Here is a 25,763-nt window from a genome sequence, read left to right as displayed (position 1 = left end):
TTAAAATTCGCGCCCATGCGGTGGCTGAGGGCTAGATGAGTTGTGGAGCTGGACCCCGGCCTTCGCCGGGGAACAGTTAAACGTTAGGCCAGCGAAGGATCGATCGCCTTGCAGGCGTCCAGCAGTTCCTTAACTGCATCGACCGACACCTGGAGGTTGCCCTTGGCCTCTTCATTCAGCTCGATCTCAATGACCTGCTCGACGCCGTCCTTGCCGATGATCACGGGCACGCCGACATAGAGATTGTCGACGCCATATTGGCCGGTGAGGTTGGCGGCGCAGGGCAGCAGGCGCTTCTTGTCGCCAAGATAGGCTTCGGCCATCGCGATCGCGCTGGTGGCGGGCGCATAGAAGGCCGAGCCGGTCTTGAGCAGGGCGACGATCTCACCGCCGCCCGAACGGGTGCGCTGCACGATCGCGTCGATGCGCTCCTGCGTCGAGCGGCCCTGCTTGATGAGGTCGGGGACGGGGATGCCCGCGACGGTCGAATATTCGATGACGGGGACCATCGTGTCGCCATGGCCACCCAGCACGAAGCTGGTGACGTCCTTGGCCGACACCTGGAATTCCTCGGCGAGGAAATGGTTGAAGCGCGAGCTGTCGAGAACGCCCGCCATGCCGACGACCTTATTGTGGGGCAGGCCGGAAAATTCGCGCAGCGCCCATACCATCGCGTCGAGCGGGTTGGTGATGCAGATGACGAAAGCGTCGGGGGCGTTGGCGGCGATGCCTTCGCCCACGGCCTTCATGACCTTGAGGTTGATGCCGAGCAGATCGTCGCGGCTCATGCCGGGCTTGCGGGCGACGCCGGCGGTGACGATGATGACGTCCGCGCCTGCAATGTCGGCATAGTCGTTGGAGCCGGTGATCTTGGCATCGAAGCCTTCGACCGCGCCGCACTGCGACAGGTCGAGCGCCTTGCCCTGGGGGATGCCTTCGACGACGTCGAACAGGACGATGTCGCCAAGGCCCTTCAGAGCGGCGAGATGCGCCAGCGTGCCACCAATATTGCCAGCGCCGATGAGCGCGATCTTCTTACGGGCCATATATCTGTCATCCTCCAAGTCTTGACTACTGGAATTGATGCCTCGCCTACGCCCTTCGACCGGGGGTTTCAACCTGTCAAAGGTGGGAAGTCGGATTTATCTTTGCAATTCATTCGCAGTTGCATTAAAGGCGATTCACACGCTGTCGCTCCCGGCTCCTACCCTGGCCGGTGAGCCTTCCCTGCAGCGCTACCCTGCCGGATGCCTTCCCGACGGAAGGCATCCGGTCTATTTTTCGCAGGATATGGACAAGAAGATTGCGCCGTGATGACGGCGATGCGCGCTATAACGTGCTGCAACAGGCAGTTACCCATAGGTCTTTATGTCATCCCCGCGAAGGCGGGGATCCATCTCCGAACCGAAAGCCAAGACGATAAGGGGGGAGATGGGTTCCCGCCTTCGCGGGAATGACGGTGATTGGTAAGCGATGCGCATTTCGCAACGACCCCCTGCCAGGGGAGGATGCTATTTGGGGCCGTGGCCGAGCGCGAGATAATCGTCGGACTGCATTTCCATGAGGCGTGAGACGGTGCGTTCAAATTCGAACGCGCCATCGCCTTGCGGATAGAGCTGGGCCGGTTCCGCGTCGGCCGAGGCCAGCAATTTGACCTTATATTCGTAGAGCGAGTCGATCAGCGTGACGAAGCGGGCGGCTTCATTGCGGTTTTCCGGGCCAAGCACCGGGATGCCGACGATGATGACGCTATGATATTTGCGCGCGATCGCCAGATAGTCGGGCGCGCCGCGCGCTTCGGCGCACAGGCGCTTGAACGAGAAGACGGCGACGCCCTTGAGGCTTTTGGGCACATGCAGGGTGCGGCCGCCCTGCACGGCTATGTCTTCGGACGGGACATGGGCGCGGTCGGACGGCGGATAGTCGGTCAGGCGGAAGAAGGCGGTGCTGAGCGCCGCCGTGGCTTCGTCGCCATTGGGGCAGTGCCATAGCGTCGCATCGCCCAGCCGGTCGCGGCGATAGTCGGTCGGGCCGTTCAATGTCTGCACATCGAGCCGATCCTTGATCAGGTCGATGAAGGGCAGGAACAACTGGCGGTTGAGGCCGTCCTTGTAGAGATCGTCGGGCACGCGGTTCGACGTGGTGACGATCGTCACGCGCTTTTCGAGCAATCCCGTGAACAGCCGCGACATGATCGCGGCGTCGGCCATATTGTTGACCACCATCTCGTCAAAGCATAGCAGCCGCGCATTCTCAGCCAGCGCTTCGACCACCGGGGGGATGGGGTCGCCGGTTTCGGACTTGCGCGCCTCGGCCAAGCGGGCGTGGACGTCGAGCATGAACTCGTGGAAATGGGCACGCGCCTTGCGCGGGATTTTCACCGTGTCGAAGAACAGGTCCATCAACATGGATTTGCCGCGCCCGACGCCGCCCCACATATAGAGGCCGCGCGGCGGTTCGGGGGCCTTGCGGAGCAGCCGCCACAGAGTCGAGCCGCGTTCGGGCGCGGCTTCCAACTGCTGTTGCAGGGTGTCGAGCCGGACGGCGGCGGCGCGCTGATCGGGATCGGCGCGCAATTCTCCGGCAGCGATCAACGCTTCGTAGCGAGCAAGGACACCGGTCATTTGGCGGGCGGGGCCTTACGGATGGTGGCGGTGGAGGCGGCGACGGGTTCGCCATCCTGCGTCATCAACATCCGCAGGAACAGCAGGCGGCCGGTTTCACGCAACAGGTCGACCTGCGCCAGCAGCAGCGGGCCGACGCGCCCGGCGCCCAGATATTGCATCGACAGGTCGATGGTCACGCCATGGATCTGATCCTTATGCCCCATCGCCCAGAGCGCGCCAAAATAGGCGTGGTCGGCAAAGGCGGCGAGGAAGCCGCCATGGAGCGTGTCGAGCCGGTTGCGATGGCTGGAGCGGGTTTCCAGCGCGACTTCCGCCCGGCCGGGCGAGAGTTCGCGCATATAGCCGCGCCCGATCGCCTGCAAAAACGTATCGGGGTGCGGGTCGGACCATGCGATCCAGCCCGCCCATTGCCCGTCCGTCAGTGGCTGACCCCCGGCGACACCATCACTATTCAAGATCAAAGCTGCCGTTCGACCATCATCTTCTTGGTCTCGGCGATCGCCTTGGCCGGCGACAGACCCTTGGGGCAGACATTGGCGCAGTTCATGATGGTGTGGCAGCGATAGAGGCGGAAGGGATCTTCCAGCTCGTCGAGGCGATCGCCCGTATATTCGTCGCGGCTGTCGGCCAGCCAGCGATAGGCCTGGAGCAGGATGGCCGGGCCCAGGAACTTGTCGCTGTTCCACCAATAAGAGGGGCAGCTGGTCGAGCAGCAGGCGCACAGGATGCACTCATAAAGGCCGTCGAGCTTTTCGCGCTCGGCGGGCGACTGGAGTCGCTCCTTGCCCGATGGCGGTGGCGACACGGTCTTGAGCCAGGGCTGGATCGAGTTGTACTGGGCGTAGAAATGCGTGAAATCGGGCACCAGATCCTTGATCACGTCCATATGCGGCAGCGGCGTGATCTTCACATCCTTGCCCGAACATTCGTCGATCGCGGTGGTGCAAGCGAGGCCGTTCTTGCCGTTCATGTTCATCGAACAGGAGCCGCAAATGCCTTCGCGGCAGGAACGGCGGAAGGTCAGCGTGGTGTCATATTCATTCTTGATCTTGATCAGCGCGTCCAGAACCATCGGTCCGCACTGGTCGAGGTCAACCTCGAACGTGTCGTAACGCGGGTTTTGCCCGGAGTCGGGATCATAGCGATAGACTTTGAAGCTGCGCACATTGGTTGCGCCTGCGGGGGCGGGGTGGGTCACACCCTTACCGCTGATCTTGCTGTTCTTGGGCAACGCAAATTCGGCCATCGCTCGTCGAGCCTCTTTCAGAGTGTCGTTCGGTTGCGGCCCGCATACCAAAATATGGGCAAAGGTCCAGCACCTACAAAAGGGAATGCGACGCGCGCCCTTGCAAAAGCCCCTGTATCGCCGCTAGGCCTCCAGCCCGTCTGGAGTGGCTTTCGCGCATGGACATCGCCTTTCTCGCCATTGCCGAAGCGCAGCAGCTTTATCATTGGCTGCCTGCCGCGCTGGAACTGGCGCGGCGTCCGGGGGTGCGGGTGCATGTGCTGTCGCCATCGGATGCGATACTGGATCTGGTGGCGGGGTATGACACCGACCAGCGGTTGCGGCCGGTACGGTTGCGGCGCTTTTCGGGCCAACCCGACTCGCTGTTCCGCCAGCCCTCGCGAATCCTCACCCTGCTCGGCAATTACCGCACGATCGCGGCCTTTCCGCTGCTGGTGACGACGGAGATTTCCACAGCCTGGTTGCGGCGGGTGCCGGGATTCGCGTCGCGACTGGTGCTGATCAAACATGGCGCGGGCGACCGGGAGGGGGGCTATAAGAAGCGCCATGCCGATTTCGACCTGACGCTGGTGGCAGGCGAAAAGGATCGTCGCCGGATGATCGAACGGGGGTTGTGCGCGGCGGATAAGGTCGTGGTCGGGGGCTATGCCAAGTTCGAGTTGAAGGCAGCGCGGCAGCGATTCTTCGCCGACGACAAGCCGGTGCTGCTCTATAATCCGCATTTCGACCCTGATCTGTCCTCCTGGGTGCGGCATGGCCCGGCGATGCTGGCGGCGCTGGAGTCGCTCAAGGGGTGGAATGTCATCATCGCGCCGCACACGAAGCTGGCGCAGGCGGTCGCGCCGATCGTCAGCGCCGCGCCGCATATCCGTGTGGACATGGGCAGCCGCCATGCGATCGACATGAGTTATACGATGAGCGCCGACGTCTATCTGGGCGATGTATCGAGCCAGATATATGAGTTTCTGATCCAGCCGCGGCCGTGCATCTTCCTCAATCTCGACCGGCGCGATGCCAGTGGTGACGCCTTTGCGCATTGGCGGTTGGGGCAGGTGATCGAGACGCCGGACGCGCTGGCCGATGCCCTGGCGCGGGCGCAAGACTTGCAACCCGGCTTCGTTGCTGCGCAGGAAGCGGCGATGGAGCAATCCATCGACCTGTCGCCGATTCCCGCGTCGCGGCGGCAGGCCGACATCATAATGACCTTCGCGAAAGCGCCTGCATGACTGAGACGATGACCACTGCCCTTGGCCCCATTCGCATGCTGGGGCAGAATGCCACGCCGATCTGGGGCATGACCAATGCCGAACGCAACCGCCGGATGGCGGAAAGCGCGGCGAAGAATGGCAGCGCGCTGGCACCGGGGCATGAACTGGTCTTCAACCTCACCTATGCATTCGATCCGCTGCTGTTGCGGCTGGTGTTGGAGACGCCGGGGACGGTCTTTGCCTGGGGTGGCGTGCCGGTCGTGGGGCAGGTGCCGCAGGGACATGATCCGATGCGGGTGACGGTCGTTGACCTGTCGGACGGGCGCAAACTCTATAACCGGCAGTTGCGCAAGCTGGAGCAGCCGATGGTGCGCGAACTCACTCCCGCGACCCGGCGCGCGATCGAGCGGCACAGCTATTTCGGCGCCTATAAGGGCGTGACGGACGTGCTGACCAAATATCTGTGGCCCGAACTGGCGCTGGTGCTGACGCGGATCGCGGCGCAGCTCAAGATGACGCCCAATATGGTGTCGGTGATCGGGGTGACGCTGTGCCTGATCGCGACCTTCCTGTTTTCAGAAGGGATGTATTGGACCGGGTTCCTGTGCGGTTTCATCTTCATGGTGCTGGATACGGTGGACGGGAAGCTGGCGCGCTGTACCATCACCTCGTCCAAATGGGGCAATGTGATCGACCATGGCGTCGATCTGGTTCACCCACCCTTCTGGTGGTATTTCTGGGGAACGGGTCTGGCCGCTTGGGGCCTGTCGCTGACGGGGCAGGCGTTCATCCTGGTGATGGCGGCGGTGGTCGTCGGCTATGTGCTGCAACGCCTGATCGAGGGGGCGTTCCTCAAGGATTTCGGTATGGATATCCATGTCTGGCGGCGGTTCGACAGCCAGTTCCGGCTGGTGACGGCGCGGCGCAACCCGAATATGGTGATCCTGTTCGTGGCGCTGCTGTTGGGGCGACCCGATATCGGGCTGGTGGCGCTGGCCTGGTGGACGGTGATTTCACTGGTCGTCCATGCGGTGCGGCTGGCGCAGGCCTATGGCGTGAAACGGTCGGGACGGCCGATCGTCAGTTGGATGGATGAGGCGGCAGCATGAACGATACGATAAAGAAGTTCGGCTGGCCCGCCAGCCTGATCGCGGAGTTTGCGCATTGGGTGGTGTTGCTGCGCCCGGCCCAGCCGACGCTGGGGTCGCTGGTGCTGGCGGCCAAGAGCGACGCGACCGCGTTCGGGGATTTGCCGGCCGAAGCCCATGCCGAACTCAAGATCGTGACCGGGGCGATCGAAGCGGCATTGCGGGCGGCGGTCGGCTATCAGAAGATCAACTATCTGATGCTGATGATGGTTGACCCGTACGTCCATTTCCACGTCCTGCCGCGCTATGAGGGCGAGCGCAGCGGCGGCGGGATGACGGTGCGCGATGCGGGCTGGCCGGGGCAGCCGGATTTGAGCGCGGCGGTCACGTCCGATGAAGCGCTGCGCGATTGGGTCGCATCCTATTTCGCGGCTGCGCAGCCCTGAGGCCTTAGCCGCCGAAATCGGGTTTGCGTTTGGCGCGGAAGGCGGCCACGCCTTCGGCGAAATCGGGCAGGGTGAAGGCGTCGCGGAAGAGCGCCAGCGTGCCTTCGTCATCATCGGCCTGGCCATCGAGGATGCGGCGGATGATCGCCTTGGAGGATCGCACGCTATGCTGGGCATTGGCGGCGATGGTGTGGGCAAGGGCGTCTGCTGCCGCCAGCGGATCGGCGGCGATCTGGTCGATCAGGCCGATTGTGAGCGCGGCGTCCGCGTCGTGCAGCGCGCCGGTGAAGAGGATGCGCTTGGCGCGGGCCGGGCCGACGAGATCGACCAGCAATTTGGTGTCGAACAACGAATAGACGATACCGAGCTTGGCAGGCGTGATGCCCAGCCGCGCAACGGGCGCGGCAATGCGCAGGTCGCAGGCAATAGCGAGGCCGCAGCCGCCACCGACGCAATCGCCGTCGATCGCGGCGATCACTGGCTTGTCGGCATGGGCGAGCGCATATTGCGTTGCACGGATCGCTGTCTGGTTCGCGATGCGCCAGTCGGGGTCGCCGGAGCAAGTCGCAAATTCATCGATATCCGCCCCGGCGCAGAACAGGCCGGGGGTGGCCGACGCGAGGATCAGCACGCGGATGGCATCGTTCGCCATGGCTTCGCCGACGAGGACCGGCAGCATCTCCCACATCGCCTGCGTCATGGCGTTGCGCCGGGCCGGGCGGTCGATCAGCAGCCGGGCGACCGGGCCGTCGCGCTCCAGCCGCAGCGTCATTGCGGCCAGCCTTGCAGCAGGGGCAGCAATTCGTCGAAATGGTGGATGGTGGCGTCGGCCTGCAACTCTTCGACCGGGCCGTCGAGAAAGCCGAAGCTGACCGCGACGCTAGGGATGCCAGCATTGCGCGCGCCCGCAATGTCGTTGATCGTGTCGCCGACGAAGATGGTACGGCCGCCGCCTGCCCGCTCGATCATGGCGTGGATCGGCGCGGGATCGGGCTTGCCGATGCCGACCGTATCGCCGCCGACGATGCTGGCGAAACGGTGCGACAGGCCAAGCTGATCCATCAGCGGCAAGGCGAAACGCTCCGCCTTGTTGGTGCAGATGGCGAGCGTGACACCTGCCGCTGTCAGCGCGTCCATCGCGTCGATGAGGCCGGGGTAGGGGGCCGAATGAGCGCTGAGATTCGCCTGATAATAGTCGAGCAGCACCGGGAGCAATTGCGCGAGCAAGGCATCGTCCTGCGCGTCCGACGCCGCCAGCGCGCGGTCCAGCATTACTTTCGCGCCCTGGCCCACGAAAGGGCGAATGTCCGCGACGGGGAAGGGGGCAAGGCCCACCGTGCCGATGGCATGGTTGACCGCCGCGGCGAGATCGCCGCTGGTGTCGATCAACGTGCCGTCGAGGTCGAAGCCGACGATATCGAAAGGAATAGTGGCCATGGCCGCGCCATGCCGCGTGGGCGGTGGCAAAGGCAAGCCAAACATGGCAGAGCCTTGGGCCATCAACCTTTTTATCAGGGACAAAGCCATCGTGACTGCCGCCCGTCCTCTCGCCGTCATCATCCTTGCCGCAGGCCAAGGCACGCGCATGAAATCCGCGCTGCACAAGGTTTTGCACCCGGTCGCCGGGCGACCGATGCTGCTGCACCTGCTGGCGAGTGTCGCCGCGCTGGAGCCGGAGCGGCAGGTGGTGGTGGTCGGCGCAGGCCGGGAACAGGTGGAAGCGGCAGTGGCGGGCACCGGCGCGGTGATCGCGGTGCAGGACAAGCAGTTGGGCACCGGCCATGCGGTCGCCCAAGCGCATGAGGCGCTGGCCGGGTTCGCGGGCGATGTGCTGATCCTCTATGGTGATGTGCCGCTGGTGAGCGCAGCGACAATGCGGGCGATGCTCGACCGGCTGAACCGGGGCGATGATCCGCGCGCGGTGGTGCTGGGCTTCCGCCCCGACAATGCCGCCGCCTATGGCCGGATCATCGCCGACGGGCAGGGCATGATCGGCAAGATGGTCGAATTTAAGGATGCGAGCGAGGCCGAGCGCGCGGTGACGTTGTGCAATAGCGGGCTGATGGCGGTGCGATCGACCGACCTGTTCGTGCTGCTCGACCAGATCGGCAATGATAATGCCGCTGGCGAATATTATCTGCCCGACATCATCATGCTGCCGGGTGCGCAGAGCGCCGTGATCGAGACGGAAGCCTGGGAAGTGGCGGGGGTCAACAGCCGGGTCGAACTGGCCGGCGTGGAAGCGATGTGGCAGGCGCGCCGCCGGATCGAGGCGATGCGCGAGGGTGTGACCTTGGTGGCGCCGGAGACGGTGTTCTTTGCGCATGATACGGTGCTGGGCCGCGATGTGGTGGTCGAGCCGAACGTGGTGTTCGGGCCGGGCGTGACGGTGGCCGACGATGTCGTGATCCACGCCTTTTCCCATCTGGAGGGCGCGCGCGTCGAGCGCGGCGCGACGATCGGTCCCTATGCGCGGCTTCGGCCCGGCGCGGAGATCGGGGTCAAGGCGAAGGTCGGCAATTTCGTCGAGATCAAGAAGGCGCGGCTGGGCGAAGGGGCGAAGGTCAATCACCTGTCCTATATCGGCGACGCGGGCGTGGGCGCGGGGGCCAATATCGGCGCGGGGACGATCACCTGCAATTATGACGGTTTCTTCAAATATCGCACGGAAATTGGTGCGGGGGCGTTCATCGGATCGAACAGCGCGCTGGTCGCGCCGGTCAAGATTGGCGACGGCGCGATCGTGGCGGCGGGTAGCGTGGTGACGCAGCCGGTGGGCGATGATTCGCTGTGCCTGGTGCGGCCCGCGCAGGTGAGCAAGCCGGGTTGGGCAGCGGCGTTTCGCGAGCGGATGGTGGCGAAGAAGGCGGCGAAGTGAGTGACCTTTCCGTGCTCCTGCGAAAGCAGGAGCCTAGGATGCAGGGCAGGTCGTTCGACCCTGGGCTCCTGCTTGCGCAGGAGCACGGATTGGCGGGATGAGAGTGACCACGATATTTCGGGCGTTGCTTGGTCTGTTTGTGCTGGCGGCGGCCTTTGTCGGCTGGCTCATCCTCAATGCGCGCGCCATGCCGGTGGTGCGGCGGGCGGAGGTGGCATTGCCCTTTCCCGCCGATGCGCCGCGTGCCCCCGTCACCGTTGCCCTGCTGACCGACACGCATTTGTCAGGGCCGGACAATAGCCCGGCGCGGATGGCGCGGATCGTGGCGCAGATCAATGCGCTCAAGCCTGATCTCATCCTGCTGGGCGGCGATTATATCGGCGATGCCAAGGGCGGGGCGACCTATGATGCGCGGGCGAGCATCGCGTCCTTTGCGGGACTGCGCGCACCTCTGGGTGTCGTCGCGGTGCTGGGCAATCATGATAGCCGCAGTAAGAAGAACCGCCGCGCGCTGAGCGGTGCGGACTGGCAGGCGGCCTTTGCGCGCATGGGCATCACCCTGTTGCAGGATGGCGCGGTGCGGCGCGGGCCGCTGGCGATCGGCGGGTTGCAGGATGTCTATACGCACAGGATCGACCTGCCCGCGACGCTGGCGGCGATGGCGCGGGTGGGCGGTGCGCCGCTGATCCTGTCGCACGGGCCGGATGTGTTTCCGGCTTTGCCCGATGTGCCGTCGCTGACGCTGGTGGGGCATACCCATTGCGGGCAGGTAGCGCTGCCCTTTGCCGGAATCGTCTACGTCCCGTCGAAATATGGCACCCGCTATGCCTGCGGCCTGTATCGCGACGGGGCCAGGACGATGATCGTGGCGGGCGGGGTCGGAACCAGCGGATTGCCGATTCGGATGCTGGCACCGCCGGACATCTGGCTGATCACTGTCCGGCCACAGTGAGACGCCTGTTGACATGATATCATGATATGATATCAATCTATCATCATGCGCTTCCTGGCCGATATTCCCGACGAAGACGTCAAATGGCTCGACCAACTGGCCCGCGAGCAGGGCAAGTCGCGCGCGGCCGTGTTGCGGGAGGCGGTGCGGGATTACCGCGTGGAAACGGAGTCTGTGACCACCAAGAAATGGCTCGATATTGGCTTTGGCGCATGGAAAGAGAGTGTCGATATTGGCGACGCGGTCGCGTGGCAGCGGCGGGAGCGGGCCTCATCGACCCGGCCCTGGGACGACGACTACGAAGACACCAAGGCGGAGTTCCCTGACTTGTTCGACGCGGAGGATGATCGCCAGCGCCAAATCTATCTCGATATGGTGGCGGGCAACTATCCCGGCTCTCAAAAGCCGGCGTCCCGGTGAGCGGATTTAGTTTCGATACCAACATCATCATCGATGCGCTGGCGGGCTTTCCACCGGCGCGCGCGGAGATTGATCGCGCGACCGATTTTGGCGCGCGGGCATGGATCAGCCGGGCGGTCTGGATCGAAGTGATGTCGAAGGGCGTGGGCGACGGGCTGTGGCGGGCGGAAACTTTATTGTCCGGTTTCGGGGTCGACGAGATCGACGCGGAAGTCGGCCGACGCGCGGCGGCCTTGCGCCGCGAACGCGGTCGGCTCAAAGCGATGGACGCCATCATCCTGGCCACGGCGCAATTGCGCGGCCGCGTGTTGGTGACCCGCAATATTAAGGATTTTCCGGCAGAGATGCCGGGCATTCGCGTTCCCTATATCCTCTGAAAGGCTCTCCGGCACATGTGCGGCATTATCGGTATCATCGGCAGGGACGACGTGGCGGAGCGGCTGGTCGATGGATTGAAGCGGCTGGAATATCGCGGCTATGACAGCGCGGGTGTCGCTACCGTCCATGACGGCGCGATCGAGCGGCGGCGGGCGGAAGGCAAGCTCGCCAATCTGGTGACCGAATTGCGCGACGAGCCGCTGCCCGGCACCACGGGCATCGCTCATACCCGCTGGGCAACGCATGGCGCGCCGACGACGAGCAACGCGCATCCCCATGCGACGCGCGAAGTGGCGCTGGTCCACAATGGCATTATCGAGAATTTCAAGCCGCTGCGTGCCGAACTCATGGCGCGCGGACGCATCTTCGATAGCCAGACCGATACCGAGGTGGTCGCGCATCTGGTGAGCGAACTGGTGGAGCAGGGCGTGTCGCCGCGCGATGCCGTCGCGCAGGTCTTGCCGCGCCTGCATGGCGCGTTCGCGCTGGCCATATTGTTCCGCAGCCATCCCGACATGCTGATCGGCGCGCGGCTGGGGTCGCCGCTGGTCGTGGGCTATGGCGATGCCGAGACCTATTTGGGGTCCGATGCACTGGCACTGGCACCGTTGACGCAGAAGATCGCCTATCTGGAAGAGGGCGACTGGGTCGTCATCACAGCTCAAGGCGCGGAGATTTTCGACAAGGATAATCAGCCGGTCGAACGGCCGGTGACGCTGTCCGGCGTGTCGGGAGCGATGATCGACAAGGGCAACCATCGCCACTTCATGCAGAAGGAGATTTTCGAGCAGCCGGTGGTCGTCGCCCAGACGCTGCGCGCTTATCTGCGTCGGATGGAGAATGAGGTCGCCATGCCCGACATGGATTTCGACCTGGGTCAGGTGAAGCGCATCACCATCGTCGCCTGCGGCACCAGTTACTATGCCGGTCTGGTGGCCAAATATTGGTTCGAGAAATTCGCGCGCGTCGCCGTCGACATCGATGTGGCGAGCGAGTTCCGTTATCGCGACCCGGTGCTGGAGCCGGGCGGGCTGGCGCTGTTCATCAGCCAGTCGGGCGAGACGGCGGATACGCTGGCGGCGCTGCGCCATGCGAGGGCAGAGGGGCAGATCATCGCGGTGGTGGTCAATGTCCCCACCAGCTCGATGGCGCGTGAGGCCGACCTGTTGCTGCCTACCCATGCCGGGCCGGAGATCGGCGTCGCTTCGACCAAGGCGTTCACCTGCCAATTGGCGGTGCTGGCGGCGCTGGCGGCCAATCTGGCACGGGCCAAGGGCAAGTTGACCCCTGAGGAAGAGGCCGAGATCGTCTGGCATCTGTCCGAAGCGCCGGCGGCGTTGAACGAGGCGCTCAGCCGCGACGGCCAGATCGAGGCGATGGCGCATCTGATCGCACCCGCGCGCGACGTGCTGTATCTGGGTCGTGGCCCGGATTATCCGATGGCGCTGGAAGGGGCGCTCAAGCTCAAGGAAATCAGCTATATCCATGCCGAAGGCTATGCCGCTGGCGAGATGAAACATGGGCCGATCGCGCTGATCGACGAACTGGTGCCGGTGATCGTCATCGCGCCGAGCGGGCCTTTGTTCGAAAAGACCGTGAGCAACATGCAGGAAGTGCAGGCGCGCGGCGGCAAGGTGGTGCTGATTTCCGATGCCGAAGGCATCGCGCTGGCTGGTGAGGGCTGCATGGCGACGATCGAAATGCCCAAAGTGCATCCGCTGATCGCGCCGCTCGTCTATGCGGTGCCGGTGCAGTTGCTGGCCTATCATGTCGCGGTCGCCAAGGGGACCGATGTCGATCAGCCGCGCAACCTCGCCAAGTCGGTGACGGTGGAGTGAGCGAGGATATGTTCGCGTCGCCGGTCATCCCCGGCCCGGACATATTGACCGTCAGCTTCGACCATTGGGAAGGGCCGCTCGACCTGTTGCTGACGCTGGCGCGCGGGCAGAAGGTCGACCTGCGCGAGATTTCGATCCTGGAACTGACCGAACAATATCTCGCCTTCATCGATGGCGCGCGGGAATTGAAGCTGGAACTGGCGGCCGATTATCTGGTGATGGCGGCGTGGCTCGCCTATCTGAAATCCTCGCTGCTGCTGCCCCGGCAGGAACAGCCCGATCCCAGTCCTGAGGAGATGGCGCTGCGCCTGCAATTGCGGTTGCAGCGCCTGAACGCGATGCGCGATGCCGCTGCCCGGCTGATGGCGCGGGACCGGATCGGGCGCGATGTGTTCGTGCGGCGCAAGCCCGAAGGGCTGCGGCTGGTGCGCAAGACGCAGTGGCGGGCCAGCCTCTATGACCTCATTCAGACCTATGGCCAGATTCGCGCGCGCACACGGCCGGTCGTTCACACCATCGCGCGGCGACCAGTGATGACGCTGGACGAAGCGATCCAGCGCGTCGGCGCGCTGGTCGGCACGGCGATCGACTGGACCCGGCTGGAGTCGTTTCTGCCCGAAGATCTGGACGGTCCCAAGGCGAAGTCGGCGCTGGCGAGCAGTTTCGTCGCGGCGCTGGAACTGGCGCGGCAGGGGCGGGTGGAATTGCAGCAGGACGGGATTTTCCAGCCGCTCTATCTGCGCGCGGCGGCACCGGAGGCAGGCGCATGAATGAAGAACCCGACGATTTCCGGCGCGCGGTGGAGGCGGCGCTGTTCGTGGCGGAAGCGCCGATGACGCCTGCCGACCTCAAGCTGCATGTCGGTGAGGGCGACTTGGCTGCGGCGTTGGCGCGGCTGGCTGACGACTATGCCGGGCGCGGCGTCAATCTGGTCGAGCGCGGCGGGCGCTGGCATTTCCAGACCGCGCCGGACCTGGCGCATATCCTGCGCCGCGAAAAGGACGAACCGCGCAAATTGTCGCGCGCGGCGATGGAGACGCTGGCGATCATCGCCTATCATGAGCCGGTCAGCCGCGCCGAGATCGAGGCGATCCGGGGCGTACAGGTGGCCAAGGGGACGCTCGACGTGCTAATGGAAGCGGGCTGGGTGCGGCCCGCCGGGCGGCGCGAAGTGCCGGGCCGTCCGCTCATCTATGCGACGACCGTAGACTTCCTGTCACATTTCGGGCTTAGCAGCCGCCGTGACCTGCCGGGCGTGGACGATCTGCGCGCGGCCGGGCTGCTCGATCCGGTGGATTTGGCGCTGGAGGGTCTGGGCGGCCAATCCGTTCTGGAAACTGATGACGATGTGGCCTAGATAGGTCTGCTTGCTGGAGTATTGAAAATGGGTTCCTTTTCGCTGATGCACTGGGTCATTGTACTCCTGGTCGTCATGCTGCTGTTCGGTGGCGGTCGGATTTCCGGCCTGATGGGTGACGTCGCCAAGGGTATCAAGAGCTTCAAGAAGGGCATGGCCGACGATGATGACGCCACGCCCACCAAGCCTGCCAGCCGTATCGAGGGGCAGCGCGTGTCCGAACAGGATGCGAGCGTGACCACGGAAGACAAGACCAAGGTCTGATTCGCACAATCTGGTAGACCAGTCCCATGTTCGGCATCGATTCCACCGAGTTTCTGGTGATCGTGATCATTGCGGTGATCGTGATCGGGCCAAAGGACTTGCCACGCGCGCTCTACAAGGTGGGGCAGTTGATCGGCAAGGCGCAGGGCATGGCCCGCCATTTCCGCACGGGCCTGGACGCGATGGTGCGCGAAGTCGAACTGGAAGAACTGGAAAAGAAATGGGCCGACCAGAATAAGCGGATCATGGCCGAGCATCCGCCTGAGACCGCAGCGCCCGCGATGGAAGCGCTGGACGCACCATTGGCCGCTGACGAGCATCCACCCTATGTCGCGCAGTCGGCCGTGCCTGCGCCCGTGGAAGTGCCGCCGTTTGTAGCAGAGTCCGCGCCTGTGGCCGCCGCACCGGTCGCGGCATCGGATGGTCCGCCCTATGTCGCCGACGCGTCCGCGACTCCCAAGGGAGATGCGGCGGCATGATCGGCGATATCGACGAGAGCAAGGCCCCCTTGCTTGACCATCTGATCGAATTGCGCGGTCGCCTGCTCAAATGCGTCTATGCCTTGGCCCTGACCGGGGCGCTGTGCTTCTATTTTTCCGAGCAGCTTTTCGCGATCCTGGTGCATCCGCTCAAGGAAGCCTTTGGTGATGGCGGGGGCAAGCTCGTCTATACCAAGCTCTACGAAGCCTTTTTCGTGCAGGTGAAGATCGCCTTTTTCGGGGCCTTCTGCCTGTCCTTCCCGATCATCGCCAATCAGCTTTGGGCGTTCGTGGCGCCGGGGCTTTATGCCAAGGAAAAGAAGGCGCTGCTGCCCTTCATCCTGGCCACGCCCTTCCTGTTCGGCATGGGCGCGAGCCTTGCCTATTTCGTGGTGATGCCGACGGCGTTCCACTTCTTTCTGGAGTTTCAGGGCAATAGCAGCGGCTTGCAGGTCGAGGCGCTGCCGAGCGCGGACGCCTATCTGGGGCTGGTGATGCAATTCATCCTGGCGTTCGGCATCAGCTTCCTGATGCCGGTGCTGTTGATGCTGCTGAACCGCGCGGGGTTTGTCAGCCGGGCGCAATTGATCGGCCTGCGCCGCTATATGATCGTGGCGGCTTTCATTGTCGCGGCTGTGTTGACGCCGCCCGATGTCGTATCCCAACTGATGCTCGCGATCCCGCTGCTACTGCTGTACGAAATCACGATCATGGCGATCTGGTTCACCGATCGGCGCAAGGCCAAGGGTGAAGAGGCGGAAGAGGCGGCGGCCTGAACCGGCAAAAAAAGAGGCCTGCCCCTTGGGGGCAGACCTCATTGATGCCTGGGAGGCAAATCAGAAAATCGTGCAGGTCAGTCGACAGCGCGTTCGACCGCTTCGCCGGCGCTCTGTACGTCGCGGCCAGCGCCTTCGACGGTGTTGCAGGCGGCGACCATCAGCGAACCGGTGAGCAGCAGGGCTGCGAAAATCTTCTTCGTCATAGACCGTCTCCTTGAGAAACTTCGCGACCGGTTGGTTTGCGCCATGCCGGTGACGCAGATCAGAACCCGCCGCCCGACAAAGCGTTCCGGCGGTGGAAAATATAATGATTTCAAATATTATCTTGCCCGGAAAAAGGTTGAGCCCGGAACGCGTCGGGGGGGGAAGCATTCCGGGCTCATAAATTTGGACAGCAAGAGCGGGGGGCAAAAGATTTGCTGTCCTGAATATAGAACCCACAAGCCCGAAATCTGGTTCCAAACCGGGGTCAAAAATTTGCACTTTTTATCGCGCGTCTTTTCAAGGACTTTGATGGTCAACCGGCTGTTAAGATTAAAATAGGGTGCCGGCCATCATCAAAAGTCAGATCAGCGGCCGGCCGCTATTGCGATATTCCGGGCGGATCGTCGATTCCGGCAGGCTGTCATCGACCTGGGGCGCAGGCGGCGTCCAGCCGATTGCAGGTGCCGCTTTTGCTGGCGCTGGGGCGCTATAGGCGGGGGCGAGCAGTTCGACGGGGGCCACTGGGCGGGTCGGCCAGACGCGGCGCGCGGGGCCGGACTGGGTTTCCCGGCCCAGATAGACTGCACGAAAGGCGGCGGGCGTGCCGTTGAAGCCGGGATTGCGATAGAAGATATGCGCGCCGATGACCGCCACGGCATGCAGGCGGGACGACCAGTCCGGGCGGACGGCGAGCGTGTGATAATGGGTGGCGAGGCCGACCGGCGCATAGACGGTGCCGCTCAGCGCCTCCTGCGCGACGCGGCGGGCGCGGTTCCATGAAGCGGCCGCAGGCAGCCGCGCCATCGCGCCGTCGCAGCTGAAGGTGAATTGGCAGCGATAGTCGGTGGGTTCGGACCCTTCATAGACGACGCCGCAGACCGTATCGGGCCAGAGCTGGCTGCGCACCCGGTTGAGCACCACTTGCGCGACGGCGCGCTGGCCGTCTTCCGGCTCGTTTCCGGCTTCATAATAAATGGCCGAGGTCAGGCAGTTGACCGCGCGATAGCTGTCGAGCGGGGTGAGGCCGCGAAAGATGGTGGCGGGGGCGGCCTTGACCGCATCGAGGCCCAGCACATGCTGGCTCTGCACGGTTTCGACGCCCGGCACGGGATCGAACGCGCCTTGTGCGAAGAAAAAGGCGGAGCCGGGGAAATTCGCTGCCGATTCTTCGGCAGGATCGGCCGATGCGCGGCCCTGATCGCCATCGAGCATGTCGAGCGGTGCGGCGGTGATGAAACGGGGCGCAGCCAGCGCCAACAGCGCAAGTCCGATGACCGCGCTGCGTCCTTTCCATCCGCTGAATCGTTCGAGCCGCTGCATTTCAAGACCTTATAGCCGCAGCCGAGGGCTGCCTGCGCTGCCCCATAAGGCAAAAAGCTAAAAATTGCCTGCCGGATTTTGCGCTGTGCCGCGATGGGACGTTAACCAGCGGCTGCGTTAACAATCGGCTCTTTCACCGGGCCATCATTCCCTTGCTTGGCAAAGGCGCGTTGCGTCCGCTATGCGTCACGCCATGCTGCTCCAGAACAATAGTCTCGCGCTGATTGGCAACACGCCGATGGTGCGCCTCACCGGCCCTTCCCAGGAAACGGGCTGCGACATCTTCGCCAAGTGCGAATTCGCCAACCCCGGCGCGTCGGTCAAGGACCGCGCCGCGCTGTTCATCGTCAATGATGCCGAAGAACGCGGGCTGTTGAAGCCGGGCGGCACGATCGTCGAGGGGACGGCGGGCAATACCGGCATCGGCCTGGCACTGGTCGCCAATGCCAAGGGCTATAAGTCGATCATCATCATGCCCGAAACGCAGAGCCGCGAGAAGATGGACACGCTGCGCGCGCTGGGCGCCGAATTGGTGACCGTGCCGGCTGCACCCTATTCCAACCCCGGCCATTTCGTCCACACCTCGCGCCGCATGGCGGAAGAGACGGAAGGCGCGATCTGGGCCAACCAGTTCGACAATATCGCCAACCGCAAGGCGCATATCGTCGGCACGGCCGAAGAAATCTGGACCCAGATGGAGGGGCGGATCGACGGCTTCACCTGCGCGGCGGGGACCGGCGGGACGATCGCGGGCGTTGGCCTTGGCCTCAAGGCCAAGGATGAAGGTATCACCATCGCGCTCAGCGATCCGCACGGCGCGGCGCTGTTCAACTATTATGCCCATGGCGAATTGAAGGCCGAAGGGTCGTCGGTCGCCGAAGGGATCGGGCAGGGGCGGATCACCGCCAATCTGGAAGGCGCGCCGATCGACACGCAGTTCCGCATTTCGGATGAGGAAGGGCTGGAATGGGTCCGCCGCCTGCTGAGCGAAGAAGGGCTGTGCCTGGGCCTCTCGTCGGGCATCAATGTCGCTGGCGCGGTGGCGCTGGCGCGGCAATTGGGGCCGGGCAAGCGGATCGTCACCATATTGTGCGACACGGGCTTCCGCTATCTCTCGACGCTCTATAATCGCCAGTGGCTCGAAGCGAAGGGCTTGACGGTCTTCCCCTGGCTCGCGCACAATGGTTGATGCGCCGACACGGGTCGCGGCGACAAGAAAATGAGCAAGCCCATGGCTGAGACACCCCGCCGCGTCGAAGGGTTGCAGCGCGTCCAGATCGGCCTGACCGGACTGGCGGGCGTCGTGTTGCTGGTGGGCCTTGCCAATATCGTGATCGAAAAGGCGCGGGTGGACGATGCGGCGCTGCCGCCGCCAGCGGTGCCGACGATGACCGGCAATGCCGCCGTGTCGCCCAGGGATCCGCTCGCTGAGCTTGGGGTACAGCCCGCGCCGGAGCAGGCGCCTTTGGTCCCTGACCTTGAGCCGGACCCCAATTTGCGTAATCCCATGGATCGCGACCCCGCGCAGCCGTCGCGCTGACGCCGATGCACAGGGTCAGGGGAAGCCGCCCATGATGGCGGCGCTAAAGCGAGTCCTGATCCTGTGGCTGCCGGGCCTTGCGATTTTGCTCGCGGGACTACAGCGCGCCTTTGCGACCGGACAGACCGACCCATGGGATTGGGCCTGGCCCGCGCTGGCGGTGATGGCGGCGATGGGGCTGTTGCTGGCAAGGCAGGGATGGCCGCTGCTGGCCTGGACTATGGGCGCCGTCGTGTCCGCTTTGCTCTTTTGCGGGGTCGCGGCGGGGCGGTGGCCTGACCCTGTAGCGGCGACCGGCTTGATCCTGGTTGCATCATCAGCGGCGTTTGGTGGTGCATTGGTCCGGCAGGGTGCGCCATTGCGCGCAAAACGCGTGGCCGGTGGCATTGCCTTGCTGGCTCTGGCGGCCCTGTTGGCGTGGCGCGGCCCGGCGCAACCGATCGAACCTGTCGTCGATCGCCCGGCCCTGGCGGTCATCACCGCCCTGCCTTTGTTCTGGGATGCGCAGGGACGGGCCGATGCGGCGATCGTCACCGTGCTGCGTACCCGTTTCACCGTCCAGCCGATCGATGATGCACAGCAATTGGAGCCGTCGCGTGCGCGCCTGCTGCTGCTCGTCCAGCCGCGCGCGATGACGCCCGAAGCCTTGGTGGCGGTCGATCGCTGGGTGCGGGGCGGGGGCAGGGCGGTGGTGCTGGCCGATCCGTTGCTGCGCTGGCCGTCCGACCTGCCCATGGGCGACCGTCGCCGCGCGCCCGCCACCAGCTTGTTGGAGCCGTTGCTGGGCCATTGGGGCTTTGCGTTCGATCGCATCGAGGACGGGGAGCGGCGCTGGTTCCTGCCCGATGGCGCCCTTCTCACCCTGTCGGGCGCGCAGATGGCGGGGGGCGGGGACATGGTGCAGCGCAAGCGGATCGGCCGGGGTGAGGTCGTGCTGTTGGGCGACGCGGACCTGATCGATGATCGGCTGTGGCTCGCTGATCCCGCCCGTCCGCTCGATCCTCGCGTCTGGAGCGCCGACACACCCGCGCGCATCGCGCAATGGTTGGGTGCGGCAATCCCCGGCGACCGGCGCTGGATGCGTGAAGGGGCGGATGTGGTCGCGGCGCTGCGCTGGGCGATTCTGGCTGGGCTGGGCTGGGCCGTGATGGGTGCGGGGCTGTTGCGCGGGGTCAGGCCGGGCGGCGGCACGAGAACAAAGAAGGTATATCCCGAAGGAGAAGCGCCAGAAAGCGGTTGATCCCATTTTTGACCGGGTTTTCCCGGTAAATCCCGAAAATTCCCTTTGCAGCCCAGCCCATGCTTGATAGGTAATCTCGCATTGGGGTTCATCAGGCGTTGATCAGTCCTGTGCATCGGGATTCGCGATCGCGGTTCCGTGGGCAGGAAATCTGTGCCCCATGGAAAAGGGGCCGCTAGTCGCCGTGTCGGACGCAATTCTCTATTCAGGCAACGCAATCAGCGTCGCGGACGGCAAAGGCCGGTTCGTGCTGCCTTTGGAGATGCGCAAGCAGGTCAAGCAGGCCAGCGGCGGCGAGAACCGGCTGTGCCTGTCGATTCACATGGCCAATGGCTGCGCCACTGGTTTCGGCCTGTCGCACAAGCAGTTCCTGTTCGATGAAGTCGCCGAACTGGAACGGCTAGCGCGTGAGGCGAACCGTCCCTTCAACGGCGACCTGGAGCGTGAAAACCGCCTGAGCATGATCGAAGACGTGAATTTCGACGATGGCGGCCGCTTCTTCCTGCACCCCGATATCAAGGAAGAAGTGGGCATTACCGACGCGGTCGTATTTCTGGGCGTAGGCCTTTATTTCCAGCTCTGGGATCCCAAGGCGCTGGTCGCCAGCCCCGATCGTCCGGCAGTCATCCGCAACAAGGCAAAGCGCTGGCTCGATGCGCGCGCGGCAGAGGGCGGCAAGTGACCGAGACCGTTCCGCATATCCCTGTACTGCTGGATGAAGTGCTGGAAGCCCTGGCCATTGCGCCGGGCGAAATCCATGTCGATGGCACCTTCGGCGCGGGCGGCTATTCGCGCGCCATGGCGGCGAAGGGCGCGCGTGTCATTGCCTTCGATCGCGACCCCGATGCGATCCGCGAAGGCCAGGCCGTCGCCGCGGCGAACGACATATTGCTGATCGCGGGCGAGTTTTCGCGGATGCGCGAATTGCTGGCCGAACAGGGCATCGAGTCGGTGTCGGGCCTGACGCTCGATATCGGCGTATCCTCGATGCAGCTCGACCGGGCCGATCGCGGCTTTTCCTTTCAGGCTGACGGCCCGCTCGACATGACGATGAGCCAGGCGGGCATGAACGCCGCCGATTTCCTGAACGAAGCGGCCGAAGAAGAGATTGCCGACGTCATCTATCGCTATGGCGACGAGCCGCGGTCGCGCCGGGTCGCCCGCGCGATCGTGATGGCGCGCCCGCTGGAGCGGACGGCGCAGCTTGCCAGCGTCGTGCGCCGCGCGCTGGGCCACAAGCCGCATGACAAGAAAGACCCCGCCACCCGTACCTTCCAGGCGATCCGCATTCATGTGAATCGCGAACTGGAGGAACTGGAGCGCGGGCTGGAAGCGGCCGAAGCGCTGCTGGAGGAAGGCGGTCGCCTGGCGATCGTTACCTTCCACAGCCTGGAGGACCGCATCGTCAAACAATTCCTGCGCAATCGCAGCGGGGGCGATGGGGGCGGATCACGCCATATGCCTGAAAAGCAGGCGAGCGCCGCGCCGACCTTCGCCAAGCCGGCCAAGGCGGTGCGGGCCGGTGAAGCGGAGTTGGCGCGCAACCCCCGCGCCCGATCCGCCACTTTGCGCAGCGCCGTCCGCACCGCTGCCCCCGTTGCCCAATCCCCTGTTGTCCCGTCCGCCCGGAGTGCCCGTCCATGATCGCCGTCAAGAGGTTGCAGAGCCTGATCTGGGTGATCCTGGTCGCGCTGGGCGCGCTGGGGGCCTATATGGTGTCGCTCAAGGTCGCGACCGAGCGCAACGAACTGATGCGGGTACGCGCGCAGATCGCGCGGACGCAGGGCGAGATCCGTTATCTGGAAACGGAATTCAGCGCGCGCGCCTCGATGCGGCAGCTGGAAAGCTGGAACCAGCATGACTTCATGTATGGCACGCCGACCGCCGGGCAATATCTGGCGGGCGAGCGCGCATTGGCGCAGCTGGACGGGGTGCAGCCCAATGGTCCTGACTATGTCGCGCCACCCGTGATGGTGGCGATGGTGGAAACCCCCGCCGACCTGCCGTCCGCGCCGCAGGCCGCACCCGCCAGTCCCGCCGCGACCCAGATCCGCAGCGACATCGCCGTCATTCGCGAAGCCCATGCCGCCGACAATGTCGAGAAGCTGGCCAAGGCCACGCCGCCGCGGACGCCTGCGGTGCAGGCCAAGGTCGATGCCGATGTGTCGAAGCCCAATCCGGTCGCGCGCAAGGCGGAACGGATGGCGATGCTCGATGCCAAGCTGCTGGATGACAGCACGCTGGGCGATTTGAGCGCCAAGGCGGCGCGCGAACGCAAGAAGGGGGCGCGCTGATGGCCACGATCATCGTCCAACCCGGCCATGCCCGTGTCGGGCGGCAGCGCGTCAGCCTGACCGCTGTTGCGCATAACCGGCTGATGCTGTTGCTGATCCTGTTCATACTCATCACGCTGATCGTGATCGGGCGGCTATTCTGGGTCGGCATCTTCACGCAGAGCGGCCAGGGCGACGATGCGCTGTCGGCTTTCCTGCCCGCGCGGGCCGACATCGTCGATCGCAACGGGGTGCCGCTGGCGCGGACGATGGATGCCTATTCAGTGGCGGTGCGCCCGTCCAAGCTGATCGGCGAACCGGCTGAACTGGCGCGCAAGCTGCACGAAATCTTCCCCGACGAAGCCGAGGCAGTCTTCTACAAGAAGCTGACCGGCAAGGGTTGGGCCTATCTGCGCCGCCGCGCGCTGCCCGAACAGGTGGCGGCAGTGAATGCGCTGGGCGAAATCGGCATCGAATTTCCGCGCGAAAAGGAACGGCTCTATCCGCAGCGGACGTTGGCGGCGCATGTTCTGGGCTTTGCGCCCAACGCCAACGGCGTCGGCGGGATGGGCGTCGAGTCAGCCTTCAACGATCGGCTGACCGACGCGACGCTGCGCGGCCAGCCCTTCGCCATTTCGATCGACAGCCGGGTACAGGGCGCGCTGGAAAGCGAGCTTTATGCGCAAATGGTGTCGCAGCGCGCCCGTGGTGCGGGCGGGATCATATTGGACGTCAACACCGGCGAAGTGATCGCCATGGCCTCCATCCCGGTGTTCGACCCCAACAAGCTGCAAAATTATGCGGGCAAGAGCTGCAGCCAGTCGCCGCTGTGCAACCAGATCGTGCAGGCGCGCTACGAACTGGGATCGACTTTCAAGCCGCTGTCGATCGCCGCCGCCATGGACAAGGGCGTCGTGACGTCGATGAGCAAGCGCTATGATGCGACCGCGCCGATCGCCATCGCCGGGTTCCGCATCAAGGACGACCACGCCATGGGGCGGTGGATCAACGTGCCGGAAACGTTGGTCCATAGTTCCAACATCGCAACCGCGCGCATCGCCGACGAACTGGGGGCGGCCCCGTTGCAGGACTTGTTCCGCGCCCTGCATTTCGACCAGCGCGCGCCGATCGAACTGAAGGAGCGCGCCGGGACGTTATGGCCCGCCAATTGGGGACGGATCACGACGATGACCGTGTCCTATGGCCATGGCATCGCGGTGACGCCGCTGCATCTGGCCAGCGCCTATGCCGCGCTCGTCAATGGCGGGATGTGGCGGCCCGCGACGTTGCGCAAGCTGGATGCGGACGATGTGCCGCAGGGTCGCCGCGTTTTCACCGCCGCAACGAGCGCGCGGATGCGCCAGCTGTTGCGGATGATCGTGTCGGAGGGTACAGGACGCAGCGCCGACGCCAAGGGTTTCCGGGTGGGTGGCAAGACGGGCTCCGCCGAGAAGCCCGAAGAAGGTCGCTATAACAAGAGTTCGCTGGTGACGACGTTCGCCTCTGCCTTTCCGATGGATAATCCCCGCTATGTCGTTCTGGCGATGATGGACGAGCCCAAGGGCAATGCGGAGACGTTCGGGCTGCGCACCGCCGCCTGGACCGCATCGCCCGTGGTCAAGCGCGTGGTAGAACGGGTCGGGCCGATGCTGGGCGTGATGCCCGACGAGCGCCGCGACGTGGATATTTCGGACCTGATGCCGCTGCTGTGGAAGGCCAAGGGAGAGAGCGAATGACACGGCTGGGTTCGCTGATCGACGGTCTGGACGCGCATGTCGGGGCGGACGCCGACCTCGACCGCAATGTCACTGGCTTTGCGATCGACAATCGCAAGGTTGCGCGCGGCACGGTGTTCGGCGCGTTTCAGGGGCTGCGCGTCAATGGCGAGGATTATATTGCCGATGCGGTGAAGGCGGGCGCGATCGCCGTGGTCGCCCGGCCGGAAGCGGTGGTGGAGGGCGCGATCCATATTGCGCACGCCAATCCCCGTCGCCTGTTCGCGCAGCTGGCCGCCCGCTATTTCGCGCCTTTTCCCGATGTGACCGTGGCCGTGACCGGCACCAACGGCAAGACGTCGACGGTGGAACTGGCGCGGCAATTGTGGCGGATGATGGGGCATCATGCCGCCTCCATCGGCACGCTGGGCGTCACGACGTCGGTCGATCAGGTTTCTACGGGTTTGACGACGCCGGACATCGTCACCTTCCTCGCCAACATGTCGGGCCTGCGCCGCGAAGGCGTCAGCCATGCCGCGTTCGAGGCGTCGAGCCATGGGCTGGACCAATATCGGACCGAAGGATTGCCGGTCGTCGCGGGCGCCTTCACCAATTTGTCGCGCGACCATCTCGACTATCATGGCGATATGGACCGCTATTTCGACGCCAAGATGCGGCTGTTCGATGAAGTGGTCGCGGCCGATGGCGCGGCGGTGGTGTGGGCCGATGATGCCTGGTCGGACAAGGTGATCGCGCGGGTCGCGGCGCGCGGGCTGAAGCTGCTGTCGGTCGGCGAGAAGGGGGAGGCGCTGCGCCTTGTCTCGCGCACGCCGACGCAATTGGGGCAATTGCTGGAGATCGAGGTCGAGGGCAAGCGCTACACCGTCAATCTGCCGCTGATCGGTGCGTATCAGGCCGCCAATGCGCTGACCGCAGCCGGGCTGGTCATCGCGACCGGCGGCGACGTGGTCAAGGTGCTGGAATTGCTGGGCCGGGTGCAACCCGTGCGCGGGCGGCTGGAACGGGCCGTTATCAGCAAGACGGGTGCGCCGGTCTATGTCGATTATGCGCATACACCCGACGGCCTGAAAGCCGCGATCGAGGCGCTGCGCCCGCACACAAAGGGGCGGCTGATCGCGCTGTTCGGCGCTGGCGGGGACCGCGACGCAGGCAAGCGGCCATTGATGGGGCAGGTTGCGGCGGAACTGGCCGATCATGTGATCGTGACGGATGATAATCCCCGGTCCGAAGAGCCGTCTGCGATCCGCGCCGCCGTCATGGCGGGTGCGCGTGGAGCGGAGGAAATTGGCGGGCGACGTGCCGCCATTGCCGCCGCGATCGCGCAGGCGGGCAAGGACGACATCGTGCTGCTGGCGGGCAAGGGGCATGAACAGGGCCAGATCATCGGCGACCGGGTGCTGCCCTTTGACGATGTGACCGTGGCGCGGGAGTGCGCGGAGTGAGCCTGCCATCCGTCCTCCGTTCGGTTCGAGCTTGTCGAGAACTATGCG

29 protein-coding genes are annotated in these 25,763 nt (G+C 64.5%); 21 read left to right on the top strand and 8 right to left on the bottom strand.

Translation table 11 applies throughout. The features are described from left to right. Positions 1-83: 83 nt before the first annotated feature. The 4 genes from mdh to SxD43FB_RS13035 all read right to left on the bottom strand — a co-directional run bounded on the left by mdh (position 84) and on the right by SxD43FB_RS13035 (position 3,873). Positions 84-1,046: a malate dehydrogenase gene (gene mdh / locus SxD43FB_RS13050; RefSeq protein ID WP_096062545.1), complete on the bottom strand. Its 963-nt coding sequence runs from the start codon at positions 1,044-1,046 to the stop codon at positions 84-86. Between the two features lie 465 nt (positions 1,047-1,511). Continuing rightward, positions 1,512-2,624, bottom strand: coding sequence for a cell division protein ZapE (gene zapE / locus SxD43FB_RS13045; RefSeq protein WP_096062544.1), 1,113 nt, complete (start codon positions 2,622-2,624; stop codon positions 1,512-1,514). After that, a complete protein-coding gene (locus SxD43FB_RS13040; RefSeq protein WP_037480764.1) occupies positions 2,621-3,082 on the bottom strand; it encodes a PaaI family thioesterase in 462 nt (153 codons plus the stop codon). Before SxD43FB_RS13040 ends, zapE begins: the two co-directional genes overlap by 4 nt. A gap of 2 nt (positions 3,083-3,084) precedes the next feature. Beyond that, a complete protein-coding gene (locus tag SxD43FB_RS13035; RefSeq protein ID WP_096062543.1) occupies positions 3,085-3,873 on the bottom strand; it encodes a succinate dehydrogenase iron-sulfur subunit in 789 nt (262 codons plus the stop codon). 158 nt (positions 3,874-4,031) lie between these two features. Between SxD43FB_RS13035 and SxD43FB_RS13030 the strand changes: the two genes are divergently transcribed. From SxD43FB_RS13030 to SxD43FB_RS13020, 3 genes are read left to right on the top strand one after another with little or no spacing between them, the layout of a single operon-like run. Next, positions 4,032-5,099 (top strand): CDP-glycerol glycerophosphotransferase family protein, encoded by a 1,068-nt coding sequence (locus SxD43FB_RS13030; RefSeq protein ID WP_096062542.1) that lies wholly within the window; start codon positions 4,032-4,034, stop codon positions 5,097-5,099. Then, positions 5,096-6,190 carry a CDP-alcohol phosphatidyltransferase family protein gene (locus SxD43FB_RS13025; RefSeq protein WP_096062541.1) on the top strand — a complete coding sequence of 365 codons (1,095 nt, stop codon included), beginning with the start codon at positions 5,096-5,098 and terminating at the stop codon, positions 6,188-6,190. The genes SxD43FB_RS13030 and SxD43FB_RS13025 overlap by 4 nt, the downstream gene beginning before the upstream one ends. Beyond that, positions 6,187-6,615 carry an HIT family protein gene (locus tag SxD43FB_RS13020; protein WP_096062540.1) on the top strand — a complete coding sequence of 143 codons (429 nt, stop codon included), beginning with the start codon at positions 6,187-6,189 and terminating at the stop codon, positions 6,613-6,615. The genes SxD43FB_RS13025 and SxD43FB_RS13020 overlap by 4 nt, the downstream gene beginning before the upstream one ends. 4 nt (positions 6,616-6,619) lie before the next feature. Here SxD43FB_RS13020 and SxD43FB_RS13015 read toward each other — a convergent pair whose 3' ends face one another. Together SxD43FB_RS13015 and gph are read right to left on the bottom strand one after the other, a co-directional pair. Continuing rightward, positions 6,620-7,387 (bottom strand): enoyl-CoA hydratase-related protein, encoded by a 768-nt coding sequence (locus tag SxD43FB_RS13015; protein ID WP_096062539.1) that lies wholly within the window; start codon positions 7,385-7,387, stop codon positions 6,620-6,622. Continuing rightward, the gene (gene gph, locus SxD43FB_RS13010; protein WP_176482771.1) at positions 7,384-8,052 is read right to left on the bottom strand and encodes a phosphoglycolate phosphatase; all 669 of its coding nucleotides are present in this window, start codon (positions 8,050-8,052) and stop codon (positions 7,384-7,386) included. The genes SxD43FB_RS13015 and gph overlap by 4 nt, the downstream gene beginning before the upstream one ends. A 148-nt stretch (positions 8,053-8,200) precedes the next feature. Here gph and glmU point away from each other — a divergent pair, with 148 nt between their 5' ends. The 10 genes from glmU (at position 8,201) to tatC (ending at position 15,957) form a co-directional block, all read left to right on the top strand. Next, positions 8,201-9,493 (top strand): bifunctional UDP-N-acetylglucosamine diphosphorylase/glucosamine-1-phosphate N-acetyltransferase GlmU, encoded by a 1,293-nt coding sequence (gene glmU / locus SxD43FB_RS13005; protein ID WP_255245718.1) that lies wholly within the window; start codon positions 8,201-8,203, stop codon positions 9,491-9,493. A 187-nt stretch (positions 9,494-9,680) separates the two neighbouring features. Beyond that, the gene (locus SxD43FB_RS13000) at positions 9,681-10,445 is read left to right on the top strand and encodes a metallophosphoesterase (RefSeq protein ID WP_255245717.1); all 765 of its coding nucleotides are present in this window, start codon (positions 9,681-9,683) and stop codon (positions 10,443-10,445) included. Positions 10,446-10,490: 45 nt separating this feature from the next. Continuing rightward, positions 10,491-10,865 (top strand): ribbon-helix-helix domain-containing protein, encoded by a 375-nt coding sequence (locus SxD43FB_RS12995; RefSeq protein ID WP_096062536.1) that lies wholly within the window; start codon positions 10,491-10,493, stop codon positions 10,863-10,865. Next, positions 10,862-11,242: a PIN domain-containing protein gene (locus SxD43FB_RS12990; protein ID WP_069066195.1), complete on the top strand. Its 381-nt coding sequence runs from the start codon at positions 10,862-10,864 to the stop codon at positions 11,240-11,242. Before SxD43FB_RS12995 ends, SxD43FB_RS12990 begins: the two co-directional genes overlap by 4 nt. 15 nt (positions 11,243-11,257) lie before the next feature. After that, entirely contained in the window at positions 11,258-13,081 is a 1,824-nt protein-coding gene (gene glmS / locus SxD43FB_RS12985; RefSeq protein WP_096062535.1) for a glutamine--fructose-6-phosphate transaminase (isomerizing), read from the top strand. An 8-nt stretch (positions 13,082-13,089) separates the two neighbouring features. Then, complete coding sequence (locus tag SxD43FB_RS12980) at positions 13,090-13,851, top strand: ScpA family protein (protein WP_096062567.1); 762 nt, start codon at positions 13,090-13,092, stop codon at positions 13,849-13,851. Beyond that, positions 13,848-14,438: an SMC-Scp complex subunit ScpB gene (gene scpB, locus SxD43FB_RS12975; RefSeq protein WP_096062534.1), complete on the top strand. Its 591-nt coding sequence runs from the start codon at positions 13,848-13,850 to the stop codon at positions 14,436-14,438. Before SxD43FB_RS12980 ends, scpB begins: the two co-directional genes overlap by 4 nt. Before the next feature lie 27 nt (positions 14,439-14,465). Next, a complete protein-coding gene (locus SxD43FB_RS12970) occupies positions 14,466-14,702 on the top strand; it encodes a twin-arginine translocase TatA/TatE family subunit (RefSeq protein WP_037476635.1) in 237 nt (78 codons plus the stop codon). Positions 14,703-14,728: 26 nt separating this feature from the next. Beyond that, positions 14,729-15,181, top strand: coding sequence for a Sec-independent protein translocase protein TatB (gene tatB, locus SxD43FB_RS12965; protein ID WP_096062533.1), 453 nt, complete (start codon positions 14,729-14,731; stop codon positions 15,179-15,181). Continuing rightward, on the top strand, positions 15,178-15,957 hold the full coding sequence (gene tatC / locus SxD43FB_RS12960; protein ID WP_037476637.1) for a twin-arginine translocase subunit TatC: 780 nt from the start codon (positions 15,178-15,180) through the stop codon (positions 15,955-15,957). The genes tatB and tatC overlap by 4 nt, the downstream gene beginning before the upstream one ends. A 77-nt stretch (positions 15,958-16,034) precedes the next feature. Here tatC and SxD43FB_RS12955 read toward each other — a convergent pair whose 3' ends face one another. Together SxD43FB_RS12955 and SxD43FB_RS12950 are read right to left on the bottom strand one after the other, a co-directional pair. Beyond that, positions 16,035-16,163 carry an entericidin A/B family lipoprotein gene (locus SxD43FB_RS12955; RefSeq protein ID WP_037476638.1) on the bottom strand — a complete coding sequence of 43 codons (129 nt, stop codon included), beginning with the start codon at positions 16,161-16,163 and terminating at the stop codon, positions 16,035-16,037. A gap of 361 nt (positions 16,164-16,524) precedes the next feature. After that, positions 16,525-17,484 carry a cell wall hydrolase gene (locus SxD43FB_RS12950; protein ID WP_096062532.1) on the bottom strand — a complete coding sequence of 320 codons (960 nt, stop codon included), beginning with the start codon at positions 17,482-17,484 and terminating at the stop codon, positions 16,525-16,527. Between the two features lie 193 nt (positions 17,485-17,677). On the opposite strand from SxD43FB_RS12950, the gene SxD43FB_RS12945 reads away from it, so the two are divergent. The 8 genes from SxD43FB_RS12945 (at position 17,678) to SxD43FB_RS12910 (ending at position 25,715) form a co-directional block, all read left to right on the top strand. Then, entirely contained in the window at positions 17,678-18,673 is a 996-nt protein-coding gene (locus SxD43FB_RS12945) for a cysteine synthase A (protein WP_096062566.1), read from the top strand. 42 nt (positions 18,674-18,715) lie between these two features. Further along, on the top strand, positions 18,716-19,024 hold the full coding sequence (locus SxD43FB_RS12940) for a hypothetical protein (RefSeq protein WP_096062565.1): 309 nt from the start codon (positions 18,716-18,718) through the stop codon (positions 19,022-19,024). A gap of 31 nt (positions 19,025-19,055) precedes the next feature. Continuing rightward, positions 19,056-20,264, top strand: a complete 1,209-nt coding sequence (locus tag SxD43FB_RS12935; RefSeq protein ID WP_096062531.1) for a Gldg family protein — start codon at positions 19,056-19,058, stop codon at positions 20,262-20,264. A gap of 184 nt (positions 20,265-20,448) precedes the next feature. Next, positions 20,449-20,946, top strand: coding sequence for a division/cell wall cluster transcriptional repressor MraZ (locus SxD43FB_RS12930; protein ID WP_037479258.1), 498 nt, complete (start codon positions 20,449-20,451; stop codon positions 20,944-20,946). Further along, positions 20,943-21,908: a 16S rRNA (cytosine(1402)-N(4))-methyltransferase RsmH gene (gene rsmH / locus SxD43FB_RS12925; RefSeq protein ID WP_096062530.1), complete on the top strand. Its 966-nt coding sequence runs from the start codon at positions 20,943-20,945 to the stop codon at positions 21,906-21,908. The genes SxD43FB_RS12930 and rsmH overlap by 4 nt, the downstream gene beginning before the upstream one ends. Continuing rightward, positions 21,905-22,558 (top strand): colicin transporter, encoded by a 654-nt coding sequence (locus SxD43FB_RS12920; RefSeq protein WP_069066201.1) that lies wholly within the window; start codon positions 21,905-21,907, stop codon positions 22,556-22,558. Before rsmH ends, SxD43FB_RS12920 begins: the two co-directional genes overlap by 4 nt. Beyond that, on the top strand, positions 22,558-24,273 hold the full coding sequence (locus SxD43FB_RS12915) for a penicillin-binding protein 2 (RefSeq protein WP_096062529.1): 1,716 nt from the start codon (positions 22,558-22,560) through the stop codon (positions 24,271-24,273). Before SxD43FB_RS12920 ends, SxD43FB_RS12915 begins: the two co-directional genes overlap by 1 nt. Then, the gene (locus SxD43FB_RS12910; RefSeq protein WP_096062528.1) at positions 24,270-25,715 is read left to right on the top strand and encodes a UDP-N-acetylmuramoyl-L-alanyl-D-glutamate--2,6-diaminopimelate ligase; all 1,446 of its coding nucleotides are present in this window, start codon (positions 24,270-24,272) and stop codon (positions 25,713-25,715) included. Before SxD43FB_RS12915 ends, SxD43FB_RS12910 begins: the two co-directional genes overlap by 4 nt. Positions 25,716-25,763: the final 48 nt, after the last annotated feature.

Source organism: Sphingobium sp. D43FB (genome assembly GCF_002312805.1).
Classification (GTDB): domain Bacteria; phylum Pseudomonadota; class Alphaproteobacteria; order Sphingomonadales; family Sphingomonadaceae; genus Sphingobium.
Note: the sequence above shows the minus strand (reverse complement) of the source record. Positions and strands in the feature narration are given on the sequence as shown.